This is a genomic window from Bartonella sp. AP65SXKL (assembly GCF_042195725.1).
GTDB lineage: Bacteria > Pseudomonadota > Alphaproteobacteria > Rhizobiales > Rhizobiaceae > Bartonella.
On sequence record NZ_JBHIOW010000018.1, the window covers coordinates 1 to 22,573 of the forward strand.

The following is a 22,573-nucleotide window of genomic DNA, read 5'->3' on the forward strand; positions in this document are numbered from 1 at the left end:
AACATTTTGCTCTGTAATTCCATATTCATTAAAAATTGCCGCATTACCCATCTTCAATTTGACAATCCGCTTCATACTCCAAAGAAGATCATTGGCATTGGCTGATCGACCATCATTAAACTTCAAACCATCACGTAAATGAAAAGTAATCACCGTACTGTGATCATCACCTGAAACATCCCAATGTGTTGCTAAAGCGGGAACCATTTTAGCAGGATCATTTGTCGCAGTACTGACCAAATTATCACAAACATTGCGAACAATTTCACTTCCATAAACATCATTAAGTTGTGCGGGATCAAATGTACTAATTGCATCAAGATTCCAAGCCATCACAAGGGTATCAGCGGGTGTTTTTGCTGAAACTTGTTGTGCAACCATCGCCAAAGCTATAAAAGCAGAAACAAGAGAGCTGCTATTTTGTAATATTTTTTTCTTCAAGTTCATAGACTTTTCCTTTTAAAGTTTACTATATAAATTTCCCACACAACAAGCACATGCTTAATAATAAGGTTAGATGATCCATAAGCGCCTCAAACAAAGTATTATTAAAACCTTCAAACAACACCACTTACCAACCACGGACTTCTACCCATGGCTATAAGCCAAGACAAACCAAAACATGCAACAACAAACACTCTGACATACAATGAATGCTCCCCCATAACAGAGCCTATTCATGATGTCATAACGCCTACGATTGAAGACTATAAAACCACTATTTTCTCTCTTTTGTCGGGTAAGCTTGTCTCTTCTTTCCTCTCGCCTTTTTATGCCATCAAAAGACTCTTCTTTGTTAGCTTAAGCGCCTTAATAACAAAGAGCTCTACTAACAATTTGACATTTTAACAAAACAGGAAAATTCACCCATCAACCGACATGACCTCCTCCCCCTACAAGAGGAATTTTGAATTTTTCCATAATCCTCTGCCAAATAACAGCTTTTAAATTATATTTTATTTCTAAATAAAAGGAGCATAGGCTCCCCCTGATATTCCTTTACGCACCCACACATAACAAAACTTTTTTCCACATCGTATTTTTAATATCTTTGCTCCTTTAACAACACTCAATTCATTGCTTACATTTTTTCAGAAAAAAAGATCTTTTCAATGCACTAAGGTTGAAATATCTAAATATAATACCTATATAAGCATACCCTTATTAGAATAGATAGTCTTTTTTTAAGTAAACTGTCTTGAAATATTATTTCTATACACGACAATAATAAGTTCGTTACAAAATCTTCAATATACTAGAACTCTCACTCTGATAAGAAATGCTGAAACGTTATAAAATTTCTCTACAAATTCTCGAGACGAAAGGATATCCCTTCATTTAATAAAAGAAGCGCCATGAAAATATCGCAAAAAATGCAATAAAACATGTGTATATTTCAAAAACCAGCACCGTTAACCAGACTAAGGTGATAAACTCAAAAAAGTAAGAAAAAATAAAAAAATGTTTTTCCTTTATGATAATAACATCGCTGTACTATGATAATACAATAAAAAACACGATCTTCGAAAGTATCTTAGAATGAAGCGAAAAAAAAAATTATTAAATTCTTTTCATGCGTTTCTTGGAGAAAAATTAAGCCGCGTTAGTCTAAAATTGCTTATTCTTTCATTCTTCATTGGCATCGTAATGAATTTTTTGGGATGGACACCTCGAAACCTCATACAAAAAATAGTAGATTTTTTTCAATCACTATGGGAAGCAGGATTTATAACGCTTACAAATTTCTTCCATATAACTATGACAGGAGCTATTGTTGTTGTGCCTATTTTTCTTATCTTACGAATTTTTCATAAAAAATAAAAGCCTTAACATTTTCCTTGCGTTAATCTTTTCGAAAAATCAAACGACATAAAAATCCTGTAGTAATAGCAATAATCACTGCAACAATACCATATAAAAAACGATACTTGTGCGCTGCATAAAAAATTGTATAGGTGATATGTGCTTTAACAATTTCAAGAGTCGTTGTTGCACTATCAATAAACTGTCCATCACGAAAAAGATAAGCACGAACTTTATAATGTCCAACCGGGATATTTGCTGGCAAACGAAAATGCGCTGTGAAAAGTGTGTCAGAACCAAAACGAACCCCACCCACTTCCTCATAATAAAGGCTTTTAGCTTTTTGCAATTTTATAAGTTCATCGCGAAAGGTTTGTATTTTTTTCTGATCTTGTTCATCCGTCTGCAATGGCAAATAGAGTAATCCTAACCCTAAGCGTTTATAATCTTCAATGCTCGTAATATCGTCAATTTCACGTGTTGTGACCATAGAGTAAAAAAGAGGAACCTTTTTAAAAATAAGAGAATCTGTATTGACCCATACACCGGCATTGCGTTTTTTTTCTCGCATCACCATTGTCCGATCTTGTCCCTCTAAGCTTACAACAATATCATAACGGTTCTGTCGAGAATATAACGGATCAATATTTTCTAAAACACCAGCAATATAAAGATCACGACCAGCAAAATTTGCATCCACAGTAATCGTATTCGTTGTTACAATAATTTGGACAGTTTCGTGGTCAACTTGATCAATGAATGTAGCTGGCGTCCCAACATGTGACCATGTAGAAAAAGAAATAAAACAAAAGCAACCTGTAATGATGTATAAAGAAAATAATCTACCCATTTTTATCTCATAAGAATATCCAGAGAGAAAAGATTATCAGGGCGTATAAATAATTGAAAAGCAAGACGCATACACACAATCAACACTAAAAATGCAAGTGCCATACGCAATTGTTCAGCCTTTAACTTCCGTCCAACCCGTGTTCCATATTGCGCACCAATACTTCCTCCAAGCATTAACAAAAAAGCCAAGACAATATCAACGGACTGATTAGTCATACTTTGCAAAACTGTCGTGAAAGAAGACACAAATGTAATCTGAAAAAGTGAAGTCCCAATCACCACACTGGTTGGAACACGCAGAAGATAAATCAATGCTGGTATCATAAAGAACCCCCCACCAATTCCCATAATAGAAGACAACAACCCCACAATGAGACCAATCCCTAAAACTGGAATAATGCTAACATATATCATAGATGTCCGAAAACGCATTTTTAAGGGTAAGCGATGAATCCAATTATGTCGACCAGCAAGACGAATATTGGCTTTTCCTGCCTTACGCTTGCGCATCATATCATACCAACTTTCAACGATCATCAAGCTTCCTACACTTCCAAGAAGAATCACATAAAGAAGCGAAATCATTAAGTCTAATTGACCTAACTTTTTCAAAACAGAGAAAACCTGAATCCCGATTAAAGAACCAATCCCTCCTCCAATCGCCAAAAGAATACCAAGTTTAATATCGAGCGTACGTCTTCTAAAATGTGTAATTGCTCCTGTTACAGATGAAGCAATCATCTGGTTAGCACCTGTTCCAACAGCAATAGCAGGAGGAATATTATAAAAAATCAATAACGGCGTGATGAGAAACCCACCACCGATTCCAAAAAGTCCTGAAAAAAAACCAGCAACGACTCCCATACCAATCAAGATCAGCATATTGAGTGACATTTCAGCAATTGGTAAATAAATACTCACTTACAGAACCTTCAAGATAATTTGAGGTTTTTTTACAATTAGAGAATCCTTCTCCAATTATCCTCTTTCCCAATAATCTCTGTTGCGTGTTTAAAAGGATAATTTTAGTTGCTATAGCTTCCGCACAAACACGAATGCGCAATACATTTCACATCTATTAATATCAACATCATAAAAATTAAAAAAAACGAGCTCCTTTTAAAAAGCTATAAAAACATAACGTTATCGCTACCACAAATGCAACGGTTAAAAAACAAAGAACACCTTTTTTTAGCAAATAAGATAAAAACGACACATGTTCCCGAGACTGCGTCCTTAAAGAAGAAAAATCATTCTCAATGCAATGATTAGATGCCTGAGCACCCATCATCCCCTTTTCTTTTATCACAGCATGCTTCACTACTCCCTCAACCTTTTTAAAAGAAGATTGCAGAGCATCACTGGGCAAAGGGCTTCTATTTTCTTGCTGCAACGTATTTTCAACATTTGTTTGGAGTGAAATTATGCTGTTTTCTTTCGAATAATTTTGCACCTTTTGAAGTAATAAGCGTTCTTGATTTCCCTCACATTCCATGTGAGCAAGTTTTTGTACAACAGAATCAGGTGATTTTGAACGAGACACCCGTCGTGTTACCGCTGCTTCTTCTAAGCTTTTTTTTTCACTCTGCAAACTTTGAACAATTGTTTTAATCTGCTCTAAAGACTGGAAAAGCTTTTTTTCTCTTTGACGACGTATATAATGTTCAGCCAAAATGGCCCGACTAATATCATCTAAGTAAGATTTAAAATGCTCTTCTACCGAATTCTGCTGCATTAAAGAACGAGGCGAATGCTTCATTTGCATTTGCGCATAAACGGTGCGTAATTTTTGAGCAATATCCGACATCGTTACTTCTACAGAAGTATCCATGCTCTCTTTCTGTTCAACAAAAGAAAAGACTTTATCGTTCCTAACCTGTTTGGTCGCCTGGCCGATCGTATGACCCTTCGTATTCACAAACGCCTACCCCTCATTAACCTTTTTGAAAAGAATCGCAACAAATGATAAGAATAGTGTGCTCTATTTTAGTAAATAGAGCTTTAAGAACTCCCAAAAACTTTTTTGTTAGAAATATTTTTCCCCAATCTTTATCTAAAATATTTGAAAGAAAGATCTTTAATTTTTCTGTATTCAAGATTTGAAGAGAAAAATCATTCCCCCATTTTTATCTTTTTCACTTAATTTTTCATTGCATAAAGGACCTATTGCACCATCATAAACAAAGCATAAGAAACTAAAAAAATATTCTCACAAGACAAATTGATTTTTTTACTTTTTATTCAAGCAAATAGGGCAATTATGGCAATGAAAAAATATGAAGATTGAAAATGACGACGAGAAAGTACAAGTAAACGTAAAAAAGCTTATATGAAAGAGAACACAAGTTATAAATTGAGACTTCATTCTAAACAATTTGGTTTCTTATGAGTATTGCTATAAACTTGTAACATACAAACAAAGAGGATCATTATGAAGATAATTGTCGCTGTCAAACGTGTTGTTGATTATAACATCAAGATACGCGTCAAACCGGATAGTACAGGCGTTGATCTGTCTCACGTAAAAATGTCTATGAATCCTTTTGATGAGATAGCCGTGGAGGAGGCCATTCGCCAAAAAGAATCCGGTAAAATTTCAGAAGTTCTTCTTGTTTCAATTGGCCCAGAAGCAGCTCAAGAAACTCTACGAACAGGACTTGCAATGGGAGCTGATCGCGCACTTCTTGTCACAACGGATCAAACACTTGAACCCTTAGCAATTGCTAAGATTCTCAAAACCATTGTTGATGAAGAAAAACCCGACATGGTCTTTTTAGGAAAACAAGCAATTGATGACGATAGCAACCAAACAGGACAAATGCTCGCTGCTCTTCTTGGGTGGGGACAAGCAACTTTTGCCTCACATCTTAACATAGAAAATGGGCATGCTACAGTTACTCGTGAAGTTGATAATGGAACACAAACCCTTTGTCTTCCCCTTCCCATGGTTATGACCGCCGATCTACGGCTCAATGAACCGCGTTACACCTCTCTCCCCAATATCATGAAAGCAAAAAAGAAAATCATTGAACAAAAATCTCTTACTGATCTTGGCGTCGATACGAAAGCACGCTTAATAATTTTAAGCGTTGAAGAGCCAAAACCCCGTCAATCCGGTATAAAAGTGGCAAATGTAGTAGAACTTGTCAGAGCCTTAAAACAGAAGAACTGCATTTAATATTCTCACCACTAGAGTAAAAGCAACACTCACATAAAAGGGCAAAAACTTATGGCAATTCTTTTATTGGCCGATCATAATACAGAAGAAACAGCAAAAGCACTCACCGCTGCACGCGTACTCAGTAATGATATCGATATTCTGGTTTGCGGAGAAAAAATTCAAACGATAGCGGAAAATAGTGCTAAACTTAATGGTGTGCGGCAAGTTCTTATTGCAAAAGCAGACTATTTAGCCCATCAACTTGCCGAGCCTATGTCAGATACAATTCTCATGTTAGCAAAGGATTATGATGTGATCATGGCAGCATCCAGCAGTACTGGGAAAAATGTGATGCCGCGCGTAGCAGCTCTTCTTGATCTTATGCAAATTTCAGATATTACCGCCATTCTTTCACCCAATACCTTCAAACGACCAATTTATGCAGGCAATGCATTTGAAACTGTACGCACCAATGATTATAAAAAGATTATAACAGTTCGCACCGCTTCTTTCACCCCAACGCCTTCCCAAAATAATTCTGCTCCCATTAAAACAATAACACCAGCTCCCAATCCAAATCTTTCTTCTTTCGTAAAAGCAGAGACAAACAAAAGTGATCGTCCTGAGCTCACCTCAGCACGTGTTATTATATCAGGCGGGCGTGGTCTTGGTTCTCAAGAGAAATTTATGGCCCTGCTTCTTCCTCTTGCAAACAAATTAAATGCTGCTTTAGGTGCCAGCCGCGCAGCAGTGGATGCAGGCTATGCTCCCAATGATTGGCAAATTGGACAAACAGGAAAAGTCGTTGCCCCTGAACTCTATATCGCCGTTGGCATTTCCGGTGCAATCCAGCATGTAGCCGGTATAATGGATGCACAAATTATTGTTGCCATTAATAAAGATGAAGAAGCTCCCATCATGCAAATTGCCGATTACACCCTTGTAGGTGACCTCCACCAAATTATTCCAGAATTGGAGAAAGCTTTATAAGCCATGAAAGCACCTCTGCATGACCAACGTGAAAGTATGGAGTTTGATATAGTCATTGTCGGAGCAGGACCTGCAGGGCTTTCTGCCGCAATTCGTTTTAAACAAATTAATCCTGAGCTTTCTGTCACAATTGTTGAAAAAGGAACTGAAGTTGGTGCACATATTCTCTCTGGCGCAGTTGTTGACCCCATTGGTATCGATACACTCTTACCAGAATGGCGAAATGATAACGACCATCCCTTCACAACCCCTGTCACACAGGACCAATTTTTTTTTCTAAAGCCTCAAAAGTCCACAGTATTTCCCAATATTTTGCACCCTAAAATCTTATCAAATAACGGATGTTATATCGTTTCGCTTGGGAGCGTCTGCCGCTGGCTAAGCAAAAAAGCTGAAGCGTTGGGTGTTGAAATCTATCCTGGTTTTGCAGCAACAGAACCCATCATCCAAAAAGATAACGGAGCTATTATTGGTGTTCTCACCGGAGATATGGGGCTTAACAAAGATGGAACCCCTGGAAAAAATTATATGCCTGGTATGGCTTTATTGGCAAAATATACTCTGATTGCGGAAGGAGCACGCGGCTCAATTGCAAAACAACTGATACAACATTTCAACCTTAGCAAAAACCGTGAACCACAAAAATTTGGTCTTGGTCTCAAAGAGCTCTGGGAAATTGATCCCAACAAACACCAACGCGGTTTAGTACAACATTTCACGGGTTGGCCCTTAGACAATAATACCGGTGGCGGTGGCTTTATTTATCACCAAGAAAACAATATCATTTCTGTCGGTTTTGTTGTGCACTTAGATTACAAAAATCCTTATCTTTCTCCCTTTGAAGAATTTCAACGTTTTAAAACACATCCAAAACTCTATAAAATCTTTAAAGGCGCAAAACGTCTTTCCTATGGTGCACGTGTTATCAGCGAAGGAGGTTGGCAATCTGTACCAAAACTCACCTTTCCTGGTGGAGCGCTTATTGGCTGCTCTGCTGGATTTGTCAATGTTCCTCGTATCAAAGGATCACACAATGCCATCTTATCTGGCATATTAGCTGCCGATAAAATCGCTACCGCTCTTGCACAAGGTCGTGCCCATGATGAGGTTAAAGAAATCGAAGAACAATGGCGAAAAGGGCTCATTGGCAAAGATCTTTATAAAGTGCGAAATGCCAAACCGCTCTGGGCAAAATATGGGACAAAATATGGAATTAAACTTGCTGGTTTTGATATGTGGTGGCAACAACTGTTCGGATTTTCCTTATTTAAAACACTCTCCCACGGAAAGGAAGATTATGCATGCCTTGAACCAGCAGAAAAATTTCAACCCATTTCTTACCCAAAACCAGATGGCGTTGTAACCTTTGATCGCCTTTCAAGTGTTGCCCTTTCCAATACGCATCATGAAGAAAATCAACCTTGTCATTTAAAAATAGCCTCATTAAAAAAGCAAAAGGACTCTGAATATGCAATCTATGGAGGACCCTCTACACGCTATTGTCCCGCCGCTGTCTACGAGTGGCTAGAGGATAATGATCATCTGACTTATATGATAAACGCTTCAAATTGCATACATTGTAAAACATGCGATATCAAAGATCCAAACCAAAATATCACTTGGATCTGTCCGCAAGGCAATGAGGGCCCCTTCTATCCCAATATGTAATTCCCCAATGTATAATCATTGTTCATTTTCCTAAAATTGAAATATACAAAATGCAATGGATAAAAATATTTCCCTCAGATCAGAAATCTATCAATCACCTTCCTGCATACGTTCTTTCACAATGTAAAAAGAACTCTATTCTCATATAAAATACTCTCTTCACCGCATGAATTTTTTCAATAGAAAAACATAACATATTTTTATCAAATTTTTTTTATTTAAATGACAAAACAATAATAAATATATTCTTGACAATTCTGCGATAAAGGAACAGCCGCGGTTCTCGAAAACCTGAAGGAAAATAAGCCCGTTCTACTTTACCCCCTCTCCCATATGATCCAAAATGCTTTTAGCCCTCTCATAAGAAACATCAGTCGTTTTAACTAGCCAAGAGCAAAACCTACGGAGGTACAATTCAAGTTTATTTTTTCTCCTGCACTTGCCAAGTAATGCTCACTCAAGAAAAACCACGAATGAATGTAGAAAAGACATTGTGAGATAAAGAGATAAAGAGCATGCTTGTTCAAGCCCTTTATAATGTTTCTACTGATAATGACACGAAAAAATCTTTAATCTCACATTAACCTTTTATTTTTGCATCAAGGATAATCGCCTTGCATCTAACCTTACCAATATACTGCAATGAATGTGTACAAATACCTTAAGAATAAGCAGATGCCAAGCCATGGAGACTATCGCTATTAGCAAAACACCTGATAAAAAACAAAATAGCTTTCATGACCACTCTATGACGCGTTTTATAGAGTTGTTTTTTTTATAAAGCTTGTGCTTTCGCTATTGCTTGTAAATCAACATCCAAATTGAACACAAGTGGTATATTTAAAAGAAAGATTAAGGTGAATGAAAGCTCTGCACGCCGTTCCAGCTTTTGTAGCTAGAGCAAAAATATTGCATATTCTATTTGAGTAATCTCTGAAACGAAAATACAGCTTCATTTAGCAAGAACATCAAATCTGAAAGGAAAAAACTGTTTTCCTCTTTACTATCATCTGTCCATTTGGTTTTTAAACTTTCAAAAGCATCACAATATCCTCTAAAAAGAAGAAATAACGTATTGTCCCCGCTTTTATTACTTAAGTTTTTTTATAGGAGCATATCCTTCAAAAAAATAAGGTATCCAAAATTAAAGCAGACTTGTGTTGTTCAATCATGGGCTTGTTTTTAAGAGATAGCTCTCATATCAAACAATTATTTCGCGACACTATCCGAAAAAGGTATAACACACTCCTGTGAACGAACAGTTCTATATTTACGAGATAAAAAGTACAAGCTAGCAGCATCATTTTCTCTGCGATCCCCAATGATGCGATAATCTTTGCTTTGAGAAAGTTTCAAGATGCACGAAAATAATTTTGATTAATGACTATAAGAAGAGCTGAGATAATGTTACGATATTGAAAGCTCCTAATTAATAGGCAAAATAATAAATTTTCCATTACAAATCAAATCTTTAAGATAAAAATTAGCCTTAAACGTTTCTAAGGTACTCATTATACTGTTAAAGCTATAGAGAATATGAAAAAATAAAGTATTTTGCTGATAAGAGCTTATATTTAATCAATAACAATACAGTCAGCTGCCAGTTAACTGTTTGTGCTTCAAAAGAGGCTGTTTATATTTGCTCAGAAAAACAGTTTGGATATCAATAGAATATTTGAAAAATCGGCATTATGAAAATAATCTAAAAAGCTTAGCTTTTAAAAGAGCATAACCAAGCATGAGATGATAACATGGGTAAAATTGTTTTTTGGTTCTCGAAGGAAAAACTTTATAGAAAATCATGGGGCTGATAGAATATTGGTTACATTTGGAATTTGTTTTACTGGAAAAAATAATGCGGACCAAAATAGATAATAATGTTAAATTAAGACGTTAAATATGAAATTATCTTATTGTAGTGTAATCGATTATTCGAGTAAGGTAAGCCTTTGTAATGATAAAAAATGTGCTGGTAAAAAATAAGCCAAAATGGCTTATGAGTATGGATAAAAATCTTGTGGTGAGGAGAATTTAATGAAAAGAAAAGAGCATGTGTGAAAAAGCATATTTTATAGGTGCGCATGCTTATTCTGCACCCGTTATAGAATCAGGGCTTTATCTTGTGGCAACACCTATCGGAAATCTTGCAGATATTACGCTTCGTGCTTTGCAAGTGCTTGCAGGAATTGATATTTTAGCGTGTGAGGATACGCGAGTAACACGTGTTTTGTTAGAACGTTACGGTATTCAAAAAAAAACTTTTCTCTATCATGAATATAATGCGCAAAAAGCGGGTCCAAAGCTCTTAGCGGCTTTAGCAGAAAACAAAACAGTAGCACTTGTTTCAGATGCCGGAACACCACTTATTTCTGATCCCGGATTTCGATTGGTGGAAGAGGCCCGTAAAGCTGGTCATAAAATCATTCCTATTCCTGGAGCATCCGCTCTTTTAGCCGCTCTTATACCGACAGGGCTTCCTACTGATAGCTTTTTTTTTGCAGGTTTTTTGAGTGCACGAAAGCTACAACGCCGAAAACGGTTGGAACAATTAAAAGAGATTCCAGCAACTTTGATTTTTTATGAATCACCGCATCGTCTTGTTGAAACTTTACAGGATATGGTCACACTTTTTTCGGCTGATCGACCTGCTGCCATTTGTCGTGAATTAACAAAAAAGTTTGAAACAGTAGATGTTTCCAATTTGGGGAACTTGTTGGAAAATTACAGAAAACAAGCACATATTCGTGGGGAAATTGTTGTAGTTGTAGGAGAATCATCTTCTTCTTTAAATGTGATAAGTGATCAAGAAATTGATGAAATGCTACTAGAACGCGCACGGACATATTCTGCTGCTCAAGCGGCAGCTTTTGTTGCAAAAAAAACCGGTTTAAAAAAGCAGGAACTTTTTCAGCGATTAATCTTTTTAAAAAATGCATAAAATGATGCAAAAAAAACGCAGACAAAAGTCTTTTTATCGAGGGGTACGTGCAGAAAAATTGGCAGCTTTGTGGCTACGTTGCAAAGGGTTTCACATTGCCGAAAGGCGTTTTAAAACAAAATGTGGAGAAATTGATTTAATTGCACGACGCGGAAATCTTGTGTTAATCGTTGAAGTTAAAGCACGTTCAACGTTGGCTGAAGCAATGGAAGCGGTTTCCCGAATGAATGAAAAGCGAATTGAGGCAGCTGCCGATATTTGGCTCGCACGGCAAAAAGATTATGCCCTTTTGTCTGTACGCTTTGATTTAATTGCAATTTTACCTTGGCGTTGGCCACAGCATATCCCTGCATTTTTTACATCTGATCAATAAACGGCACCCCCCGTTTTAACCATATTCAATAAAAAACATTTCGTTTTTATGTGCATATGCGTTAAAAAGTGTGTAATAATTGAGCGCTATAAGGAGCGAAATATGGATGATTATGAAAAGTTTGCAACAGGTTTGCTCATCATTTTTGGAGCGCTAATTATTGGTGGTTTAATGGCAATGCATATTGTGCTTATGAATAAACCAGGTTTTTTATTTGCATTAGCCGCAGCTGTTGTTGGTTGGTTTTCTGCTTTTGCCGTTCTCTTTGACAAGCCCAAAATCTATTTGGTTTTGATTATTCTTGCTATGTTATGTGTTGCTTCTTCAATTAGCGTTTATGTTAGTTAAAACACCTGAGATGTTGATTGAAATTCCTTTTAAAATATGAAACTGAGAAATAGATAATGAGACTTGGCTTTTTGGGAACGGGTACAATCAGTGCTTCAATGGTGAATGGCTTAATGACAAGCAACTTTGATGTTTCTTCCATTATTGTTTCGCCTCGCAATGCACAAACAGCAAAGCGCCTTTCACGCACTTATGATAAAGTTATGATTGCTGAAAATAACCAAGCGTTGCTCGATGTTAGTGATTGTGTTTTTCTTTGCTTGCCCAATCAAATTGCAGAAGACGTTTTGCGCTCTCTTTGTTTTCGTCCAGAACAGCTGGTTATTTCCGTACTTGCTATGGCAAAAGCAGCAGAAATAGAAGAGTGGATTAATCATAAAGTTTATCGTGCTGTTCCATTACCTTTTGTTGCAGAATGCAAAAATTTGACACCAATCTATCCCAATCATCCCTTTTTGCGCACTTTATTTGATGCATTGGGGGGCACATTGGTGCTGGATAAGGAAGAGCAGTTTAATCTTTTTATGACAGCTGGTTCACTTATGGGAGTATATTTTAATTTTATAAAAACTGCCCATCAATGGTTTATAACACAAGGGTTAAAAAAACAACAATCAGCAGAATTCCTTACCATGATGTTTGGAAATCTTACAGATGAAATGCGTAAAACTATAGCAACGGATCGTTCTGTATCTCTCGATTTTGCACTGCTTGAAAAAGAGTTTTCAACAAAGGGTGGAACAAATGAATTTTTGTCAAATTACTTTTCTCAACAAGGGGGAAAGAATGCTTTAACAATGGCTCTTGAAGCTACTTTGCAAAAAATGAATGCTTCTAAAAAGACTTGACCAATATTTTTATCATCTCAATAAGAAAAAACTAAATGTTGAAGATGTATATCAAGAAAACTCACATCAAAAAATGCTTTTTTATGAAAAAATTGATTATTAAAATATTTTTTACAACCTTTTACAATTTTTCTAAATTATTTTTATTTTCGGTCTTCTTCTTTTTGCCTCAAGTCCAATATTTTTTTCTACCTCACAGCTCTAGCTCTTCAATTTTGTTCCCCTTCAGGTTATCCAAACGCATGAATAATTTTTTGTTTATTTAACCTATATACTCCATTCACACATTAAAACTTCCTCTTACAAAGAAGCGACTATTTTTATGTCTTTCATGATTGTGTTTTAATAAACTCTCTTATAACATCCCCCCATTCAAAAGAGTTGATTTTTTATTTGATCAACAATTTTACGATATAGTTTAGCATGCTCTTCACTAGGCTTAGCAACAAAAATAGGGATTCCTTCATCTGAAGAAAATCGTAAAGCTGCATCAAGCGGTATTTCCGCTAAGAAAGGGACTTCTCGACGTTCCGCTTCTGCCCGTGCACCACCATAGCCAAAAATATCATAGCGTTTTCCCGTATCAGGAGCGATAAAATAACTCATATTCTCAATGAGTCCTAAAATAGGAACATTAACTTTCATGAACATTTCTATTGCTTTACGTGCATCCACTAAAGCAAGATCTTGGGGCGTAGAGACAACCAACGCACCTGTTAATTGTACCTGTTGGGCAAGCGTTAATTGTGCATCCCCTGTACCGGGCGGCATATCAACGACTAAAATGTCCAGAGGCCCCCATACAACATCTCGTAACAATTGCGTTACAGCTGCCATAACCATAGGACCACGCCATACTACCGGCTTTTCTTCCTCAACCAAAAATCCCATCGACATCAATTTAAGTCCAAATTTTTCAAGAGGTTGAATCTTTTTTTCTCCAATAAGCTGTGGTTTTTGATTAACAAGTCCTGTCAAACGTGGCAACGAAGGACCATAAATATCAGCATCCATCACCCCCGTCTTGAAACCAGAATCTTGTAAAGCTAAGGCGATATTTATTGCCATCGTAGATTTTCCGACCCCTCCTTTTCCAGAAGCAACAGCAATCACATGCCGCACACCTTCTATGGGCATTTTGATCGGTAAGAGATTTGCTCTTCGACTAGGTGCTGTCTTTGTTATTTTTTCTGCTGTAAGTGTAACAACAGCAGATTTCACTCCCTCCAAAGCACATACCACCTTTTCAGCAGAACGACGCAATGATTCCCATTTTTGCACACCTCCATCAGGAACTGTAATGGAAAAGAAAACCTTACCATCAGCAATCAATATTTCTGAAAGAAGACCCAACGACACAATATCGCTTTCAAGATCTGGTCCTTTGATTGTACGTAATACGTTGCGGACAGCCTCACTTGTGATAAGATCCATGTTCTTTCCTCTCTATAAAAATACCAGCAAATATAAGCATAAGAACGAAAAATACTTACAAGGTTCATCACCTGATAATTTTCTACTTTACTCAGCATTATAAAGTATACATCTCTTATCTCTTTAAAAATATGAAACCATCCTTAAAATAAAGAAGCTCAAACATAAAATCTGCTATAAAATCCTATCAATCACGTTTGTGCTACAACCACTTTAATGAATATTCTGATAAAAATTTTGTAAAAACAAAAACTGAAAAAAACTCTTAATCTTAAAGGATATTTTAAATTGAGCATACAGTAATCAGTCACACCTTCTTTAATTCTTTAAGGCCCTAGCTATTTATGTTCTGTAGCTTCAATCGTTATTTTCTAACACTCCTACAGTATTGTAAAAAAGCGTTACAGATAGTTATAAGGTGTTTTGTATTCTTTCAAGAGAGAGAAAAACAATCTAAGATTGACTTTTTTTATATTTTTCCTTATGGGTTAACAGCCGTATGATAGGATAAAATTGTTTATCTCGCGCATAACTACTCATAAAACGAAAATTAAGAAGGGCCGCACTCCGCGGTATTTAAATAAATGAAACGTACTTACCAACCCTCTAAACTTGTCCGTAAACGCCGCCATGGGTTTCGTGCACGCATGGCCACAGCTGGAGGACGTAAAGTTATTGCTGCAAGACGTGCTCGTGGACGTAAGCGGCTTTCTGCTTAACCATTTAAATTTTCACAACCGTTGAGGATTGCTCATCGTTTCTTCGTTGTGACACTTTTATTATGAACCTACAATGTCTGCTTGCAGGCATTTAATGAAATTGCGAAATATTCTTTTATGAAGAAAAAACATCCCTGCCGTATTCGCAAAAGAGCAGACTTTTTGGCTGTCCGTACAGGAGAAAAACGACGTGGTCCTTTATTTTTGCTCGAAGTTAAATCTCGTGAACAAACAACAGAAAGAAAAGATTCTCTTTTTGCACGTGTAGGCTTCACTGTTACCCGTAAAAACGGTAATGCTGTGAAACGTAATCGTATTAAAAGGCGCTTGCGTGAAGCCGTGAGAGTTGGTGTAACAAACCACATGGAAGCAGGAACAGACTATGTCATTGTAGCGTACCGTGATGTGTTACATGCACCTTTTACATCCTTGATTAGTGAATTAAATCGGCGAATAAAACCAAAAATAAAACATCAGCAACAACAACAAGGGTGTACGGATGGAATATAACCGCAATTTCTTTATCGCTATTGGCTTATCTTTCGTAGTGCTCATCGCATGGCAATTTCTTCATGTTGCTCCCAAACAAGCAAAGTTACAAAAACAACAAGTCGTCACACAGCAATTGTCAAAACAACAATCAGCCCTTTCTACTACCACAACGGATTTTTCTGACGATACCTCAACGTATCAAGCTACATCTATCATCGAACAGCCCATGACACCTGAAATCCGGAAAGCTGTATTGGACAAAACAGAACGTATTGCGATCAAAACCAATGAACTGGAAGGCTCTATTAATCTTGTTGGTGCACAATTTGATGATCTTCACCTCAAAAAATATCGTTTAACAGTCGATAAAAAATCACCGGAAATCGATTTGCTAAATCCTAAAGGTTTCAAAACGACCTACCTTGCTGAATTTGGTTTTGCAAGTGCGTCTTTGCCAGCAAAAGCCTTGCCACAATCGGATACAAAATGGCAAATAGAGGGAAACAATACAATCCTGACTCCTTCAACACCCATCACTTTAATTTATAATAATGGACAGGGACAAATCTTCCGGCGGACCCTTTCTGTTGATAATCATTTCATGTTTACCATTGAGGATTCTATCAGCAATGAAAGCGATCAACCAATACATCTCTCGTCCTATGCTCGCGTTGCACGTGCTGCACCACCAGAACATACAAATGCAACCTATTTACTTCATGAAGGTATGATAGGTATTGCAGGAGATTCGCTCAAAACTGAAAAATATAAAACCTTAGCAGAGCTTGACCCAAATCCTGATAATGGGCAAAAAAGCATGACTTTTTCCAAAGTAACAGGAGGTTGGATTGGTATTACTGATAAATATTGGGCTGTAGCAGTTATTCCCCCGCAAAATAAAGAATATACAAGCCGTTTTATTTATTTTGATCGTTTGCAAACACATTATCAGTCTGACTTGCTAGGGTCGCTTTTAACGATTGCCCCAAATGAAACAAAAACTGTTACAAATCGTCTTTTTGCTGGTGCAAAACAAGTTGAAATTATTAATAGTTATCAAAATGACCTAAAAATCAAAAAGTTTGCTCTTTTAATTGATTGGGGCTGGTTTGATTTCATCACCAAACCAATGTTTTCCCTCATTGATATTCTTTATAAACAAACAGGGAATTTTGGTATCGCCATCCTTCTTGTCACAGTGCTCTTAAAAACTCTTCTTTTCCCTCTAGCCAATAAATCTTATAAATCTATGGCACGCATGAAGCTTTTACAACCGCGGTTGCTAGAAATAAAAGAAAAGTATCCCGATGACCAAACCAAACAACAAAAGGCAATAATAGAACTATATAAAACCGAAAAAATAAATCCCCTTGCAGGCTGTTGGCCGATGTTGGTTCAATTCCCAATATTCTTTGCTCTTTATAAAGTTCTCTATATCACCATTGAAATGCGCCATGCCCCTTTCTTTGGCTGGATTAAAGATTTAGCGGCACCCGATCCAACTTCTCTTTTTAACTTGTTTGGTCTCTTGCCATATACAACGCCAACATTTCTTATGATTGGTGCATGGCCTTTGATTATGGGAATAACGATGTTTTTACAAATGCGTATGAATCCCGCTCCTCAAGACCAAACCCAAGCGATGATATTCACATGGATGCCTGTTGTCTTTACTTTTATGCTCGCCTCTTTCCCTGTTGGTCTCGTCATCTATTGGGCATGGAACAATATATTATCAATCATTCAGCAAGGTATCATGATGAAGCGCCAAGGAGTTAAAATTGAGCTTTTTGATAATCTGAAAGCCATCTGGAGAAGATCACCCAAAAAAGAAGTGCATGAATGACAAGAGATTCTTCCCTTTCTGGAATTTTTTCTCGCAATTGGATTTTTATTCGTGGTGTACCAGCAATACGCTTTCTCCCCCCCGAAGGACCACCAGAAATTGCATTTGCAGGACGTTCCAATGTTGGAAAATCATCTTTAATCAACGCACTCGTCCAAAAAAAAAGCTTAGCACGTACCTCAAATACACCAGGACGGACTCAAGAGCTTAATTATTTTATCCCCGATGGATTCAGTGGGCAACTAGGAGACCTTCCCCCTCTAGCATTAGTAGATATGCCTGGTTATGGTTTTGCTGCTGCTCCTAAAAATCTTGTTGATGCGTGGACAAATTTGATTTTTAGCTATTTACGGGGGCGCACAACGTTAAAACGTGTATATATCTTAATTGATTCACGGCACGGAATCAAAAATAATGATGAAGATGTTCTTGCTCTCCTTGATAAAGCAGCTGTTTCTTATCACATTGTTTTGACAAAAAGCGATAAAATCAAATCAAATGCCTTGGAAAAATTAATTATGAGCACACAAACAAAGCTTCTTAAACGCCCAGCAGCTTATCCTGAGCTTCTTGTAACCTCTTCAGAAAAAGCTATCGGTTTAGAAGAATTACGTGCTGCCATTTTGCAAACCATCGCATAAGAGAACAATTCCTAGTCATTAACAATTTATTAATTATAATTACTAGCAGCTACTAATGATCTTGTACTTCTAGTCAAGCATCTTTATAAAAATGATTACTTGAAAGAATTCTCTTCAACTCTATTTGATAGTGTAAATTATGCTGACACTTTTTCACTCTCCCCTATCCTCTGCCTCGCGCTTCATACGCCTCATTCTTGGGGAATATGGTGTAACCACTCAACTGATTGAAGAATATGAATGGGCAAGAAGACACGAATTTCTAGCCCTCAATCCCGCTGGTCATGTTCCTGTTTTTCTCGATGAACACGAGGTTCCATTATCAGGTCCTCTTGTTATCTGCGAATATTTAGACGAAACACATGGAAGTTTACGACAAGAAAATAAGCTCTTTCCAGAAAATCCTTTAGATCGTGCGGAAGTACGCCGTCTCAATGACTGGTTCTTAAATAAATTCGAAAATGAAGCAACGCGCCATATCGTACGAGAACGAATCCATAAACGTGAAATGCCACTTGCCATCGGCGGTGGTGCTCCTAATTCACAAATTTTACGCAATGCACGTGCCAATATTTTACCACATATGAACTATCTCAATTGGCTCTGTGCCTCTCGCGATAGCTTAGTCGGTTCTGCCTTGTCCTATGCAGATCTAGCAGCAGCAGCTTCTATTTCTGTACTTGACTTTCTAGGGGAAATTGACTGGGAACAATCTCCTGCTGCCAAAGACTGGTATATGAGAATTAAATCACGCCCTTCTTTTCGTTCTCTTTTAACAGATCGCGTCCGCGGAATTGTTGCAAGTGCTCACTATGCAGATCTTGATTTCTAGCCTTCTCTCACAAACAAAAATAAAAGTGATATTTTATCTAAAGGATATTTATAGGTTTATGAATTTTTATGCATGCGTATAAACGATATAATGATTTATAATCGTATTCAACAGGGAATAAGACCCATTATAATTGAATCAAAAAAAATACTTTCTTATCGTGTCACAAAAAAAGATTAGCACAGGGATAAAAAATATTTAAGAAAGCATTTTAACGACTCTCTTTAAATACAAGAGCTGTAGCATCATTAGAAGCTAGGCAAATAAAATAACAATACTTAACGCATGTTATCCTCAAGTCTCCCCAATATATGAAAAAACGCATTGCATAACATATATACTATTTGCTCTATAATAAAAAAATCCTCATCATGCGTTTTTACAACATAACAATTTTTTTAACTGACTTTCCTAAAAGATGAAGAATCCGACCAACTCTCGTGTGTAAACAATCCAACTTCTTGTTAGCCCCTTGTTTTACCCCCTTTTTACGTGATTGTATTTATGGATAACATATTTATATACAATGATAAATAATCGTTTTTTTACTTTAATCATCAATTCCAAATACCTTTTTCTCATTACCTTCATCACATTTAAAACAATCAAAATCGCTTTCTTATGCGTCACAAATAGAATTGGTAAATGAAAGAATATTAAAGAAAAGAATGAAAATGCCTAAGTGCCAAGAATTATTAAAACATTAAAGGCTAACAAAACGTGATAATGCTAATTTTCTCTATTTATGAAGCATAAAGATAGTGGTGCAGAATAGATGTTATATTATTCATGGATACTCTCTCGTGATACCACTCACGAGCACTATCATAAAATAAGTTTAGAAGAATTGATAAATATTTCTTTAAGAAAAGCGCATGAATTGACAACATAGGTGTATTTTGTTTGGGAGATCTTGTTTTGCATGAAGAACGCTCTCCCCTTAAAGAACGAAAGAAACAAAAGCGTAAAGTAATACACAATCTCCTTTAGGTGTCATAAGCAAACCTTACTTAGGAATATTCATTACACACTCTAACGAAAAACATCTCTATTTAAATTTGTAGATCTTATATCACTTGCTCTAAACAACAGTATTTTACAGCACAACAAGATAAATTAAAGCAGGAAAAAAATTTTTCTATAAAGAAAAAGAACCATTGGAAAGAAGGCAAGAATTTGCCTATACTGCACAGTAAAGTATTATAAGGAGATAAAAATGCGCCTTACAGTTGTTGGTGCAAATGGAAGAATGGGACGTGAACTCATTACAACAATCCAGCAGAGGAGAGATGTAGAACTTTGTGCTGTTCTTGTACGCAAAGGCTCACCGTTTGTAGGAAAAGATGCCAGTGCCTTAATTGGTTCAGATTCTCTTGGGATTGGTATCACTGACGATCCCGAAACTGCCTTTTCTAATACAGAAGGTATTTTAGATTTTTCACAACCAGAAGCCAGTATTCTTTATGCTAACTACGCTGCTCAAAAAAGCCTTGTCCATATTATTGGCACCACAGGATTTAGCAAAACAGAAGAAGAAAAAATTGCAGATTTTGCGAAATATACAACAATTGTCAAATCCGGAAATATGAGCCTTGGAATAAATCTTTTAGCCAACCTTGTAAAGAAAGCCGCTAAAGCATTAGAAGCCGATGATTTTGATATCGAAGTTTATGAAATGCATCACGCTAACAAAGTTGATGCTCCTTCTGGAACAGCCCTTCTTCTTGGCCAAGCAGCAGCTGAAGGCCGCAATGTTATGCTTAAAAATGTGTGTGTCAACGAACGCAATGGTCATATAGGTAAACGCAAAAAAGGCGCCATTGGCTTTTCCTGTTCACGTGGTGGGACAGTTGTTGGAGAACACAGTGTCATTTTTGCTGGTTCCAATGAGCGCATTGTTCTTTCACATACAGCGCAAGAACGCTCTATCTTTGCCAATGGCGCATTAAAAGCAGCTTTATGGGCACAAAATCATGAAAGCGGTCTTTATTCAATGTTCGATGTTTTGGGATTGAACGATGAATTTTAAGTAATCAATAGAATAGAGGCAATTTATAATGGGACGCATACTTACACTAATTCGTCATGGACAAAGTGAATGGAATCTCAAAAACCTTTTTACCGGTTGGAAAGATCCTGATTTAACAGAAAAAGGTCATGCCGAAGCGATAGCAGCAGGAAAAAAACTGAAAGAATATGGTTTGAAGTTTGATATCGCTTATACATCAGCCTTACAGCGTGCTCAAAAAACCGCTCAGCACATTTTAGAGCAAATGGGACAATCAGATTTAGAAGTGATAAAAAATCCCGCATTAAATGAACGTAATTATGGTGATCTTTCTGGTTTAAATAAAGATGAAGTACGCCAACAATGGGGGCAAGAGCGAGTGCAAATGTGGCGCCGCTCCTATACAATTGCACCCCCGAATGGAGAAAGCCTACGCGACACCGGTGCGCGCATCTGGCCTTATTATCTTTACCATATCCAGCCTCATATTTTGCGCTCCCAAACTGTTTTGATCGCAGCACATGGAAATTCTCTTCGTGCTCTTATTATGGCGCTTGAAGGTCTCTCCGGTGAGGAAATTATATCTCAAGAATTAGCGACCGGCATTCCTATTATTTACACATTTAATCCGGATTCAACAATTTTATCAAAGACAGTCCTCACACCTTAAACTTCTAAAATCATGATCTCTCTCAAAAGTTCAATGCTATCGTTTTAAGCTGAAAAAATAAATTCTATAATTTTATTGACAGAGTTGCTTCATGCGCTTAGATGAATTTTATAAGCCCAGATGGCGGAATTGGTAGACGCGCAGGTTTCAGGTACCTGTGCCGTAAGGCGTGGAGGTTCGAGTCCTCTTTTGGGCACCATGTTCTTTTTTATCCAAAATAATTTATTGATTTTCCATATATTTTTTACAGTGAGGGACACGTAAATAAAAGTTAGGGAATAGGATTTTGCAACACGTCTCTTAATTATTGCGAATCAAGAGTTCTTTTCGGGGTGGTTTTTTAGCAAAACCAGAGGTCCAAAGGGTCTCTAATTCTAAAAAGTCAAAATCCTTAAAGATCTCTCGAACCGCATCACAATCATTCAGACTCAAGACAAATTTGCCTTGTATGCTTTTGAGAACTTTTGCCATACTCACAAAATCATCTTCAACAAAATTCCCAGAGCTGTAACACTTCTTCTTTACAAAATAAGGCGGGTCTAGGTAAAATAAACTGTCGGGTGCATCAAATAGCTCGATAACCCGTTCCCACGACAAATTTAAGATCGTCGTATCAAGAAGCTTCTGTCTAACACGTCTCATCCTTGATAACAGCTTTTCGGGATTAAATGCTATAGGCTTTTTCCTTCCAAAACTAAAAGAGACATAATCTTTTTTCCCATACATCACACAACGTTGGAGAAACAAAAAACGGGCGGCTCTTTCAACTTTGGAAAGGCTTTCTGGTTCAATCGCCGCAAGTTCAAAAAACAACTGTCTTGAACAAACAAACCATTTTAGTCGTTTGGCTAAATCATCAAAGTCATTTTGAACACATTGAAACAGATTCGTGATCTCTCCATTCAAATCATTAATAACGGAATATTTTGCTGGTCTTTTATTTAGGAAAAT

The 22,573-nt window shown here is 36.9% G+C and carries 21 protein-coding genes and 1 tRNA gene; 16 read left to right on the plus strand and 6 right to left on the minus strand.

Translation table 11 applies throughout. From position 1 onward, the window contains the following. Positions 1 to 447 (minus strand): ABC transporter substrate-binding protein (locus ACFIMP_RS08455; RefSeq protein ID WP_375686255.1); only part of this gene is annotated, 447 nt, incomplete at its 3' end. A 1,092-nt stretch (positions 448 to 1,539) separates the two neighbouring features. On the opposite strand from ACFIMP_RS08455, the gene ACFIMP_RS08460 reads away from it, so the two are divergent. Next, positions 1,540 to 1,821 carry a DUF6460 domain-containing protein gene (locus ACFIMP_RS08460; RefSeq protein ID WP_375613505.1) on the plus strand — a complete coding sequence of 94 codons (282 nt, stop codon included), beginning with the start codon at positions 1,540 to 1,542 and terminating at the stop codon, positions 1,819 to 1,821. A gap of 22 nt (positions 1,822 to 1,843) precedes the next feature. Here the strand turns inward: ACFIMP_RS08460 and ACFIMP_RS08465 are convergent, their stop codons facing one another. The 3 genes from ACFIMP_RS08465 to ACFIMP_RS08475 all read right to left on the minus strand — a co-directional run bounded on the left by ACFIMP_RS08465 (position 1,844) and on the right by ACFIMP_RS08475 (position 4,573). Then, the gene (locus ACFIMP_RS08465; RefSeq protein WP_375613504.1) at positions 1,844 to 2,653 is read right to left on the minus strand and encodes a TIGR02186 family protein; all 810 of its coding nucleotides are present in this window, start codon (positions 2,651 to 2,653) and stop codon (positions 1,844 to 1,846) included. A gap of 2 nt (positions 2,654 to 2,655) precedes the next feature. Then, entirely contained in the window at positions 2,656 to 3,576 is a 921-nt protein-coding gene (locus tag ACFIMP_RS08470; protein ID WP_375613503.1) for a sulfite exporter TauE/SafE family protein, read from the minus strand. Positions 3,577 to 3,754: 178 nt separating this feature from the next. Beyond that, positions 3,755 to 4,573, minus strand: coding sequence for a hypothetical protein (locus ACFIMP_RS08475; RefSeq protein WP_375686256.1), 819 nt, complete (start codon positions 4,571 to 4,573; stop codon positions 3,755 to 3,757). Between the two features lie 513 nt (positions 4,574 to 5,086). Here ACFIMP_RS08475 and ACFIMP_RS08480 point away from each other — a divergent pair. The 7 genes from ACFIMP_RS08480 to ACFIMP_RS08510 all read left to right on the plus strand — a co-directional run bounded on the left by ACFIMP_RS08480 (position 5,087) and on the right by ACFIMP_RS08510 (position 12,980). After that, positions 5,087 to 5,833 (plus strand): electron transfer flavoprotein subunit beta/FixA family protein, encoded by a 747-nt coding sequence (locus ACFIMP_RS08480; protein ID WP_375628246.1) that lies wholly within the window; start codon positions 5,087 to 5,089, stop codon positions 5,831 to 5,833. Between the two features lie 51 nt (positions 5,834 to 5,884). Beyond that, positions 5,885 to 6,805, plus strand: a complete 921-nt coding sequence (locus ACFIMP_RS08485; protein ID WP_375613500.1) for an electron transfer flavoprotein subunit alpha/FixB family protein — start codon at positions 5,885 to 5,887, stop codon at positions 6,803 to 6,805. Positions 6,806 to 6,808: 3 nt separating this feature from the next. Then, positions 6,809 to 8,473 (plus strand): electron transfer flavoprotein-ubiquinone oxidoreductase, encoded by a 1,665-nt coding sequence (locus ACFIMP_RS08490; RefSeq protein ID WP_375613499.1) that lies wholly within the window; start codon positions 6,809 to 6,811, stop codon positions 8,471 to 8,473. A gap of 2,050 nt (positions 8,474 to 10,523) precedes the next feature. Continuing rightward, complete coding sequence (gene rsmI, locus ACFIMP_RS08495; RefSeq protein WP_273790716.1) at positions 10,524 to 11,411, plus strand: 16S rRNA (cytidine(1402)-2'-O)-methyltransferase; 888 nt, start codon at positions 10,524 to 10,526, stop codon at positions 11,409 to 11,411. 4 nt (positions 11,412 to 11,415) lie between these two features. Next, positions 11,416 to 11,784, plus strand: a complete 369-nt coding sequence (locus tag ACFIMP_RS08500; protein WP_375613510.1) for a YraN family protein — start codon at positions 11,416 to 11,418, stop codon at positions 11,782 to 11,784. 102 nt (positions 11,785 to 11,886) lie between these two features. Further along, the gene (locus ACFIMP_RS08505; RefSeq protein ID WP_375612261.1) at positions 11,887 to 12,132 is read left to right on the plus strand and encodes a hypothetical protein; all 246 of its coding nucleotides are present in this window, start codon (positions 11,887 to 11,889) and stop codon (positions 12,130 to 12,132) included. A 56-nt stretch (positions 12,133 to 12,188) separates the two neighbouring features. Beyond that, on the plus strand, positions 12,189 to 12,980 hold the full coding sequence (locus ACFIMP_RS08510; RefSeq protein ID WP_375613497.1) for a pyrroline-5-carboxylate reductase: 792 nt from the start codon (positions 12,189 to 12,191) through the stop codon (positions 12,978 to 12,980). A gap of 372 nt (positions 12,981 to 13,352) precedes the next feature. On the opposite strand, the gene ACFIMP_RS08515 is transcribed toward ACFIMP_RS08510, so the two are convergent. Continuing rightward, positions 13,353 to 14,414: an Mrp/NBP35 family ATP-binding protein gene (locus ACFIMP_RS08515; RefSeq protein WP_375686257.1), complete on the minus strand. Its 1,062-nt coding sequence runs from the start codon at positions 14,412 to 14,414 to the stop codon at positions 13,353 to 13,355. A gap of 584 nt (positions 14,415 to 14,998) precedes the next feature. Between ACFIMP_RS08515 and rpmH the strand changes: the two genes are divergently transcribed. The 8 genes from rpmH to ACFIMP_RS08555 all read left to right on the plus strand — a co-directional run bounded on the left by rpmH (position 14,999) and on the right by ACFIMP_RS08555 (position 21,821). Then, positions 14,999 to 15,133 (plus strand): 50S ribosomal protein L34, encoded by a 135-nt coding sequence (gene rpmH, locus ACFIMP_RS08520; protein ID WP_005864709.1) that lies wholly within the window; start codon positions 14,999 to 15,001, stop codon positions 15,131 to 15,133. Positions 15,134 to 15,250: 117 nt separating this feature from the next. Further along, positions 15,251 to 15,643: a ribonuclease P protein component gene (rnpA, locus tag ACFIMP_RS08525; RefSeq protein WP_375612257.1), complete on the plus strand. Its 393-nt coding sequence runs from the start codon at positions 15,251 to 15,253 to the stop codon at positions 15,641 to 15,643. Then, on the plus strand, positions 15,633 to 17,471 hold the full coding sequence (gene yidC, locus ACFIMP_RS08530; protein WP_375686258.1) for a membrane protein insertase YidC: 1,839 nt from the start codon (positions 15,633 to 15,635) through the stop codon (positions 17,469 to 17,471). Before rnpA ends, yidC begins: the two co-directional genes overlap by 11 nt. Next, entirely contained in the window at positions 17,468 to 18,112 is a 645-nt protein-coding gene (gene yihA / locus ACFIMP_RS08535; protein ID WP_375613494.1) for a ribosome biogenesis GTP-binding protein YihA/YsxC, read from the plus strand. The genes yidC and yihA overlap by 4 nt, the downstream gene beginning before the upstream one ends. A 139-nt stretch (positions 18,113 to 18,251) precedes the next feature. Beyond that, positions 18,252 to 18,944: a glutathione S-transferase family protein gene (locus tag ACFIMP_RS08540; protein WP_375612254.1), complete on the plus strand. Its 693-nt coding sequence runs from the start codon at positions 18,252 to 18,254 to the stop codon at positions 18,942 to 18,944. A gap of 1,216 nt (positions 18,945 to 20,160) precedes the next feature. Further along, positions 20,161 to 20,973, plus strand: a complete 813-nt coding sequence (gene dapB / locus ACFIMP_RS08545; RefSeq protein WP_375686259.1) for a 4-hydroxy-tetrahydrodipicolinate reductase — start codon at positions 20,161 to 20,163, stop codon at positions 20,971 to 20,973. Positions 20,974 to 21,001: 28 nt separating this feature from the next. Then, positions 21,002 to 21,622, plus strand: coding sequence for a 2,3-bisphosphoglycerate-dependent phosphoglycerate mutase (locus ACFIMP_RS08550; protein ID WP_375613492.1), 621 nt, complete (start codon positions 21,002 to 21,004; stop codon positions 21,620 to 21,622). A 114-nt stretch (positions 21,623 to 21,736) separates the two neighbouring features. Further along, positions 21,737 to 21,821 (plus strand) — tRNA-Leu (locus tag ACFIMP_RS08555). A 101-nt stretch (positions 21,822 to 21,922) separates the two neighbouring features. On the opposite strand, the gene ACFIMP_RS08560 is transcribed toward ACFIMP_RS08555, so the two are convergent. Beyond that, positions 21,923 to 22,573 (minus strand): DNA adenine methylase (locus ACFIMP_RS08560; RefSeq protein ID WP_375686260.1); only part of this gene is annotated, 651 nt, incomplete at its 5' end.

Bases quoted from the DNA above. Each gene is read 5' to 3' on its own strand.
- ACFIMP_RS08460 (WP_375613505.1), top strand. From the start codon at position 1,540: ATGAAGCGAAAAAAAAAATTATTAAATTCTTTTCATGCGTTTCTTGGA.
- ACFIMP_RS08465 (WP_375613504.1), bottom strand. From the start codon at position 2,653: ATGGGTAGATTATTTTCTTTATACATCATTACAGGTTGCTTTTGTTTT.
- ACFIMP_RS08480 (WP_375628246.1), top strand. From the start codon at position 5,087: ATGAAGATAATTGTCGCTGTCAAACGTGTTGTTGATTATAACATCAAG.
- ACFIMP_RS08485 (WP_375613500.1), top strand. From the start codon at position 5,885: ATGGCAATTCTTTTATTGGCCGATCATAATACAGAAGAAACAGCAAAA.
- ACFIMP_RS08490 (WP_375613499.1), top strand. From the start codon at position 6,809: ATGAAAGCACCTCTGCATGACCAACGTGAAAGTATGGAGTTTGATATA.
- rsmI (WP_273790716.1), top strand. From the start codon at position 10,524: ATGTGTGAAAAAGCATATTTTATAGGTGCGCATGCTTATTCTGCACCC.
- ACFIMP_RS08500 (WP_375613510.1), top strand. From the start codon at position 11,416: ATGCAAAAAAAACGCAGACAAAAGTCTTTTTATCGAGGGGTACGTGCA.
- ACFIMP_RS08505 (WP_375612261.1), top strand. From the start codon at position 11,887: ATGGATGATTATGAAAAGTTTGCAACAGGTTTGCTCATCATTTTTGGA.
- ACFIMP_RS08510 (WP_375613497.1), top strand. From the start codon at position 12,189: ATGAGACTTGGCTTTTTGGGAACGGGTACAATCAGTGCTTCAATGGTG.
- ACFIMP_RS08515 (WP_375686257.1), bottom strand. From the start codon at position 14,414: ATGGATCTTATCACAAGTGAGGCTGTCCGCAACGTATTACGTACAATC.
- rpmH (WP_005864709.1), top strand. From the start codon at position 14,999: ATGAAACGTACTTACCAACCCTCTAAACTTGTCCGTAAACGCCGCCAT.
- rnpA (WP_375612257.1), top strand. From the start codon at position 15,251: ATGAAGAAAAAACATCCCTGCCGTATTCGCAAAAGAGCAGACTTTTTG.
- yidC (WP_375686258.1), top strand. From the start codon at position 15,633: ATGGAATATAACCGCAATTTCTTTATCGCTATTGGCTTATCTTTCGTA.
- yihA (WP_375613494.1), top strand. From the start codon at position 17,468: ATGACAAGAGATTCTTCCCTTTCTGGAATTTTTTCTCGCAATTGGATT.
- ACFIMP_RS08540 (WP_375612254.1), top strand. From the start codon at position 18,252: ATGCTGACACTTTTTCACTCTCCCCTATCCTCTGCCTCGCGCTTCATA.
- dapB (WP_375686259.1), top strand. From the start codon at position 20,161: ATGCGCCTTACAGTTGTTGGTGCAAATGGAAGAATGGGACGTGAACTC.
- ACFIMP_RS08550 (WP_375613492.1), top strand. From the start codon at position 21,002: ATGGGACGCATACTTACACTAATTCGTCATGGACAAAGTGAATGGAAT.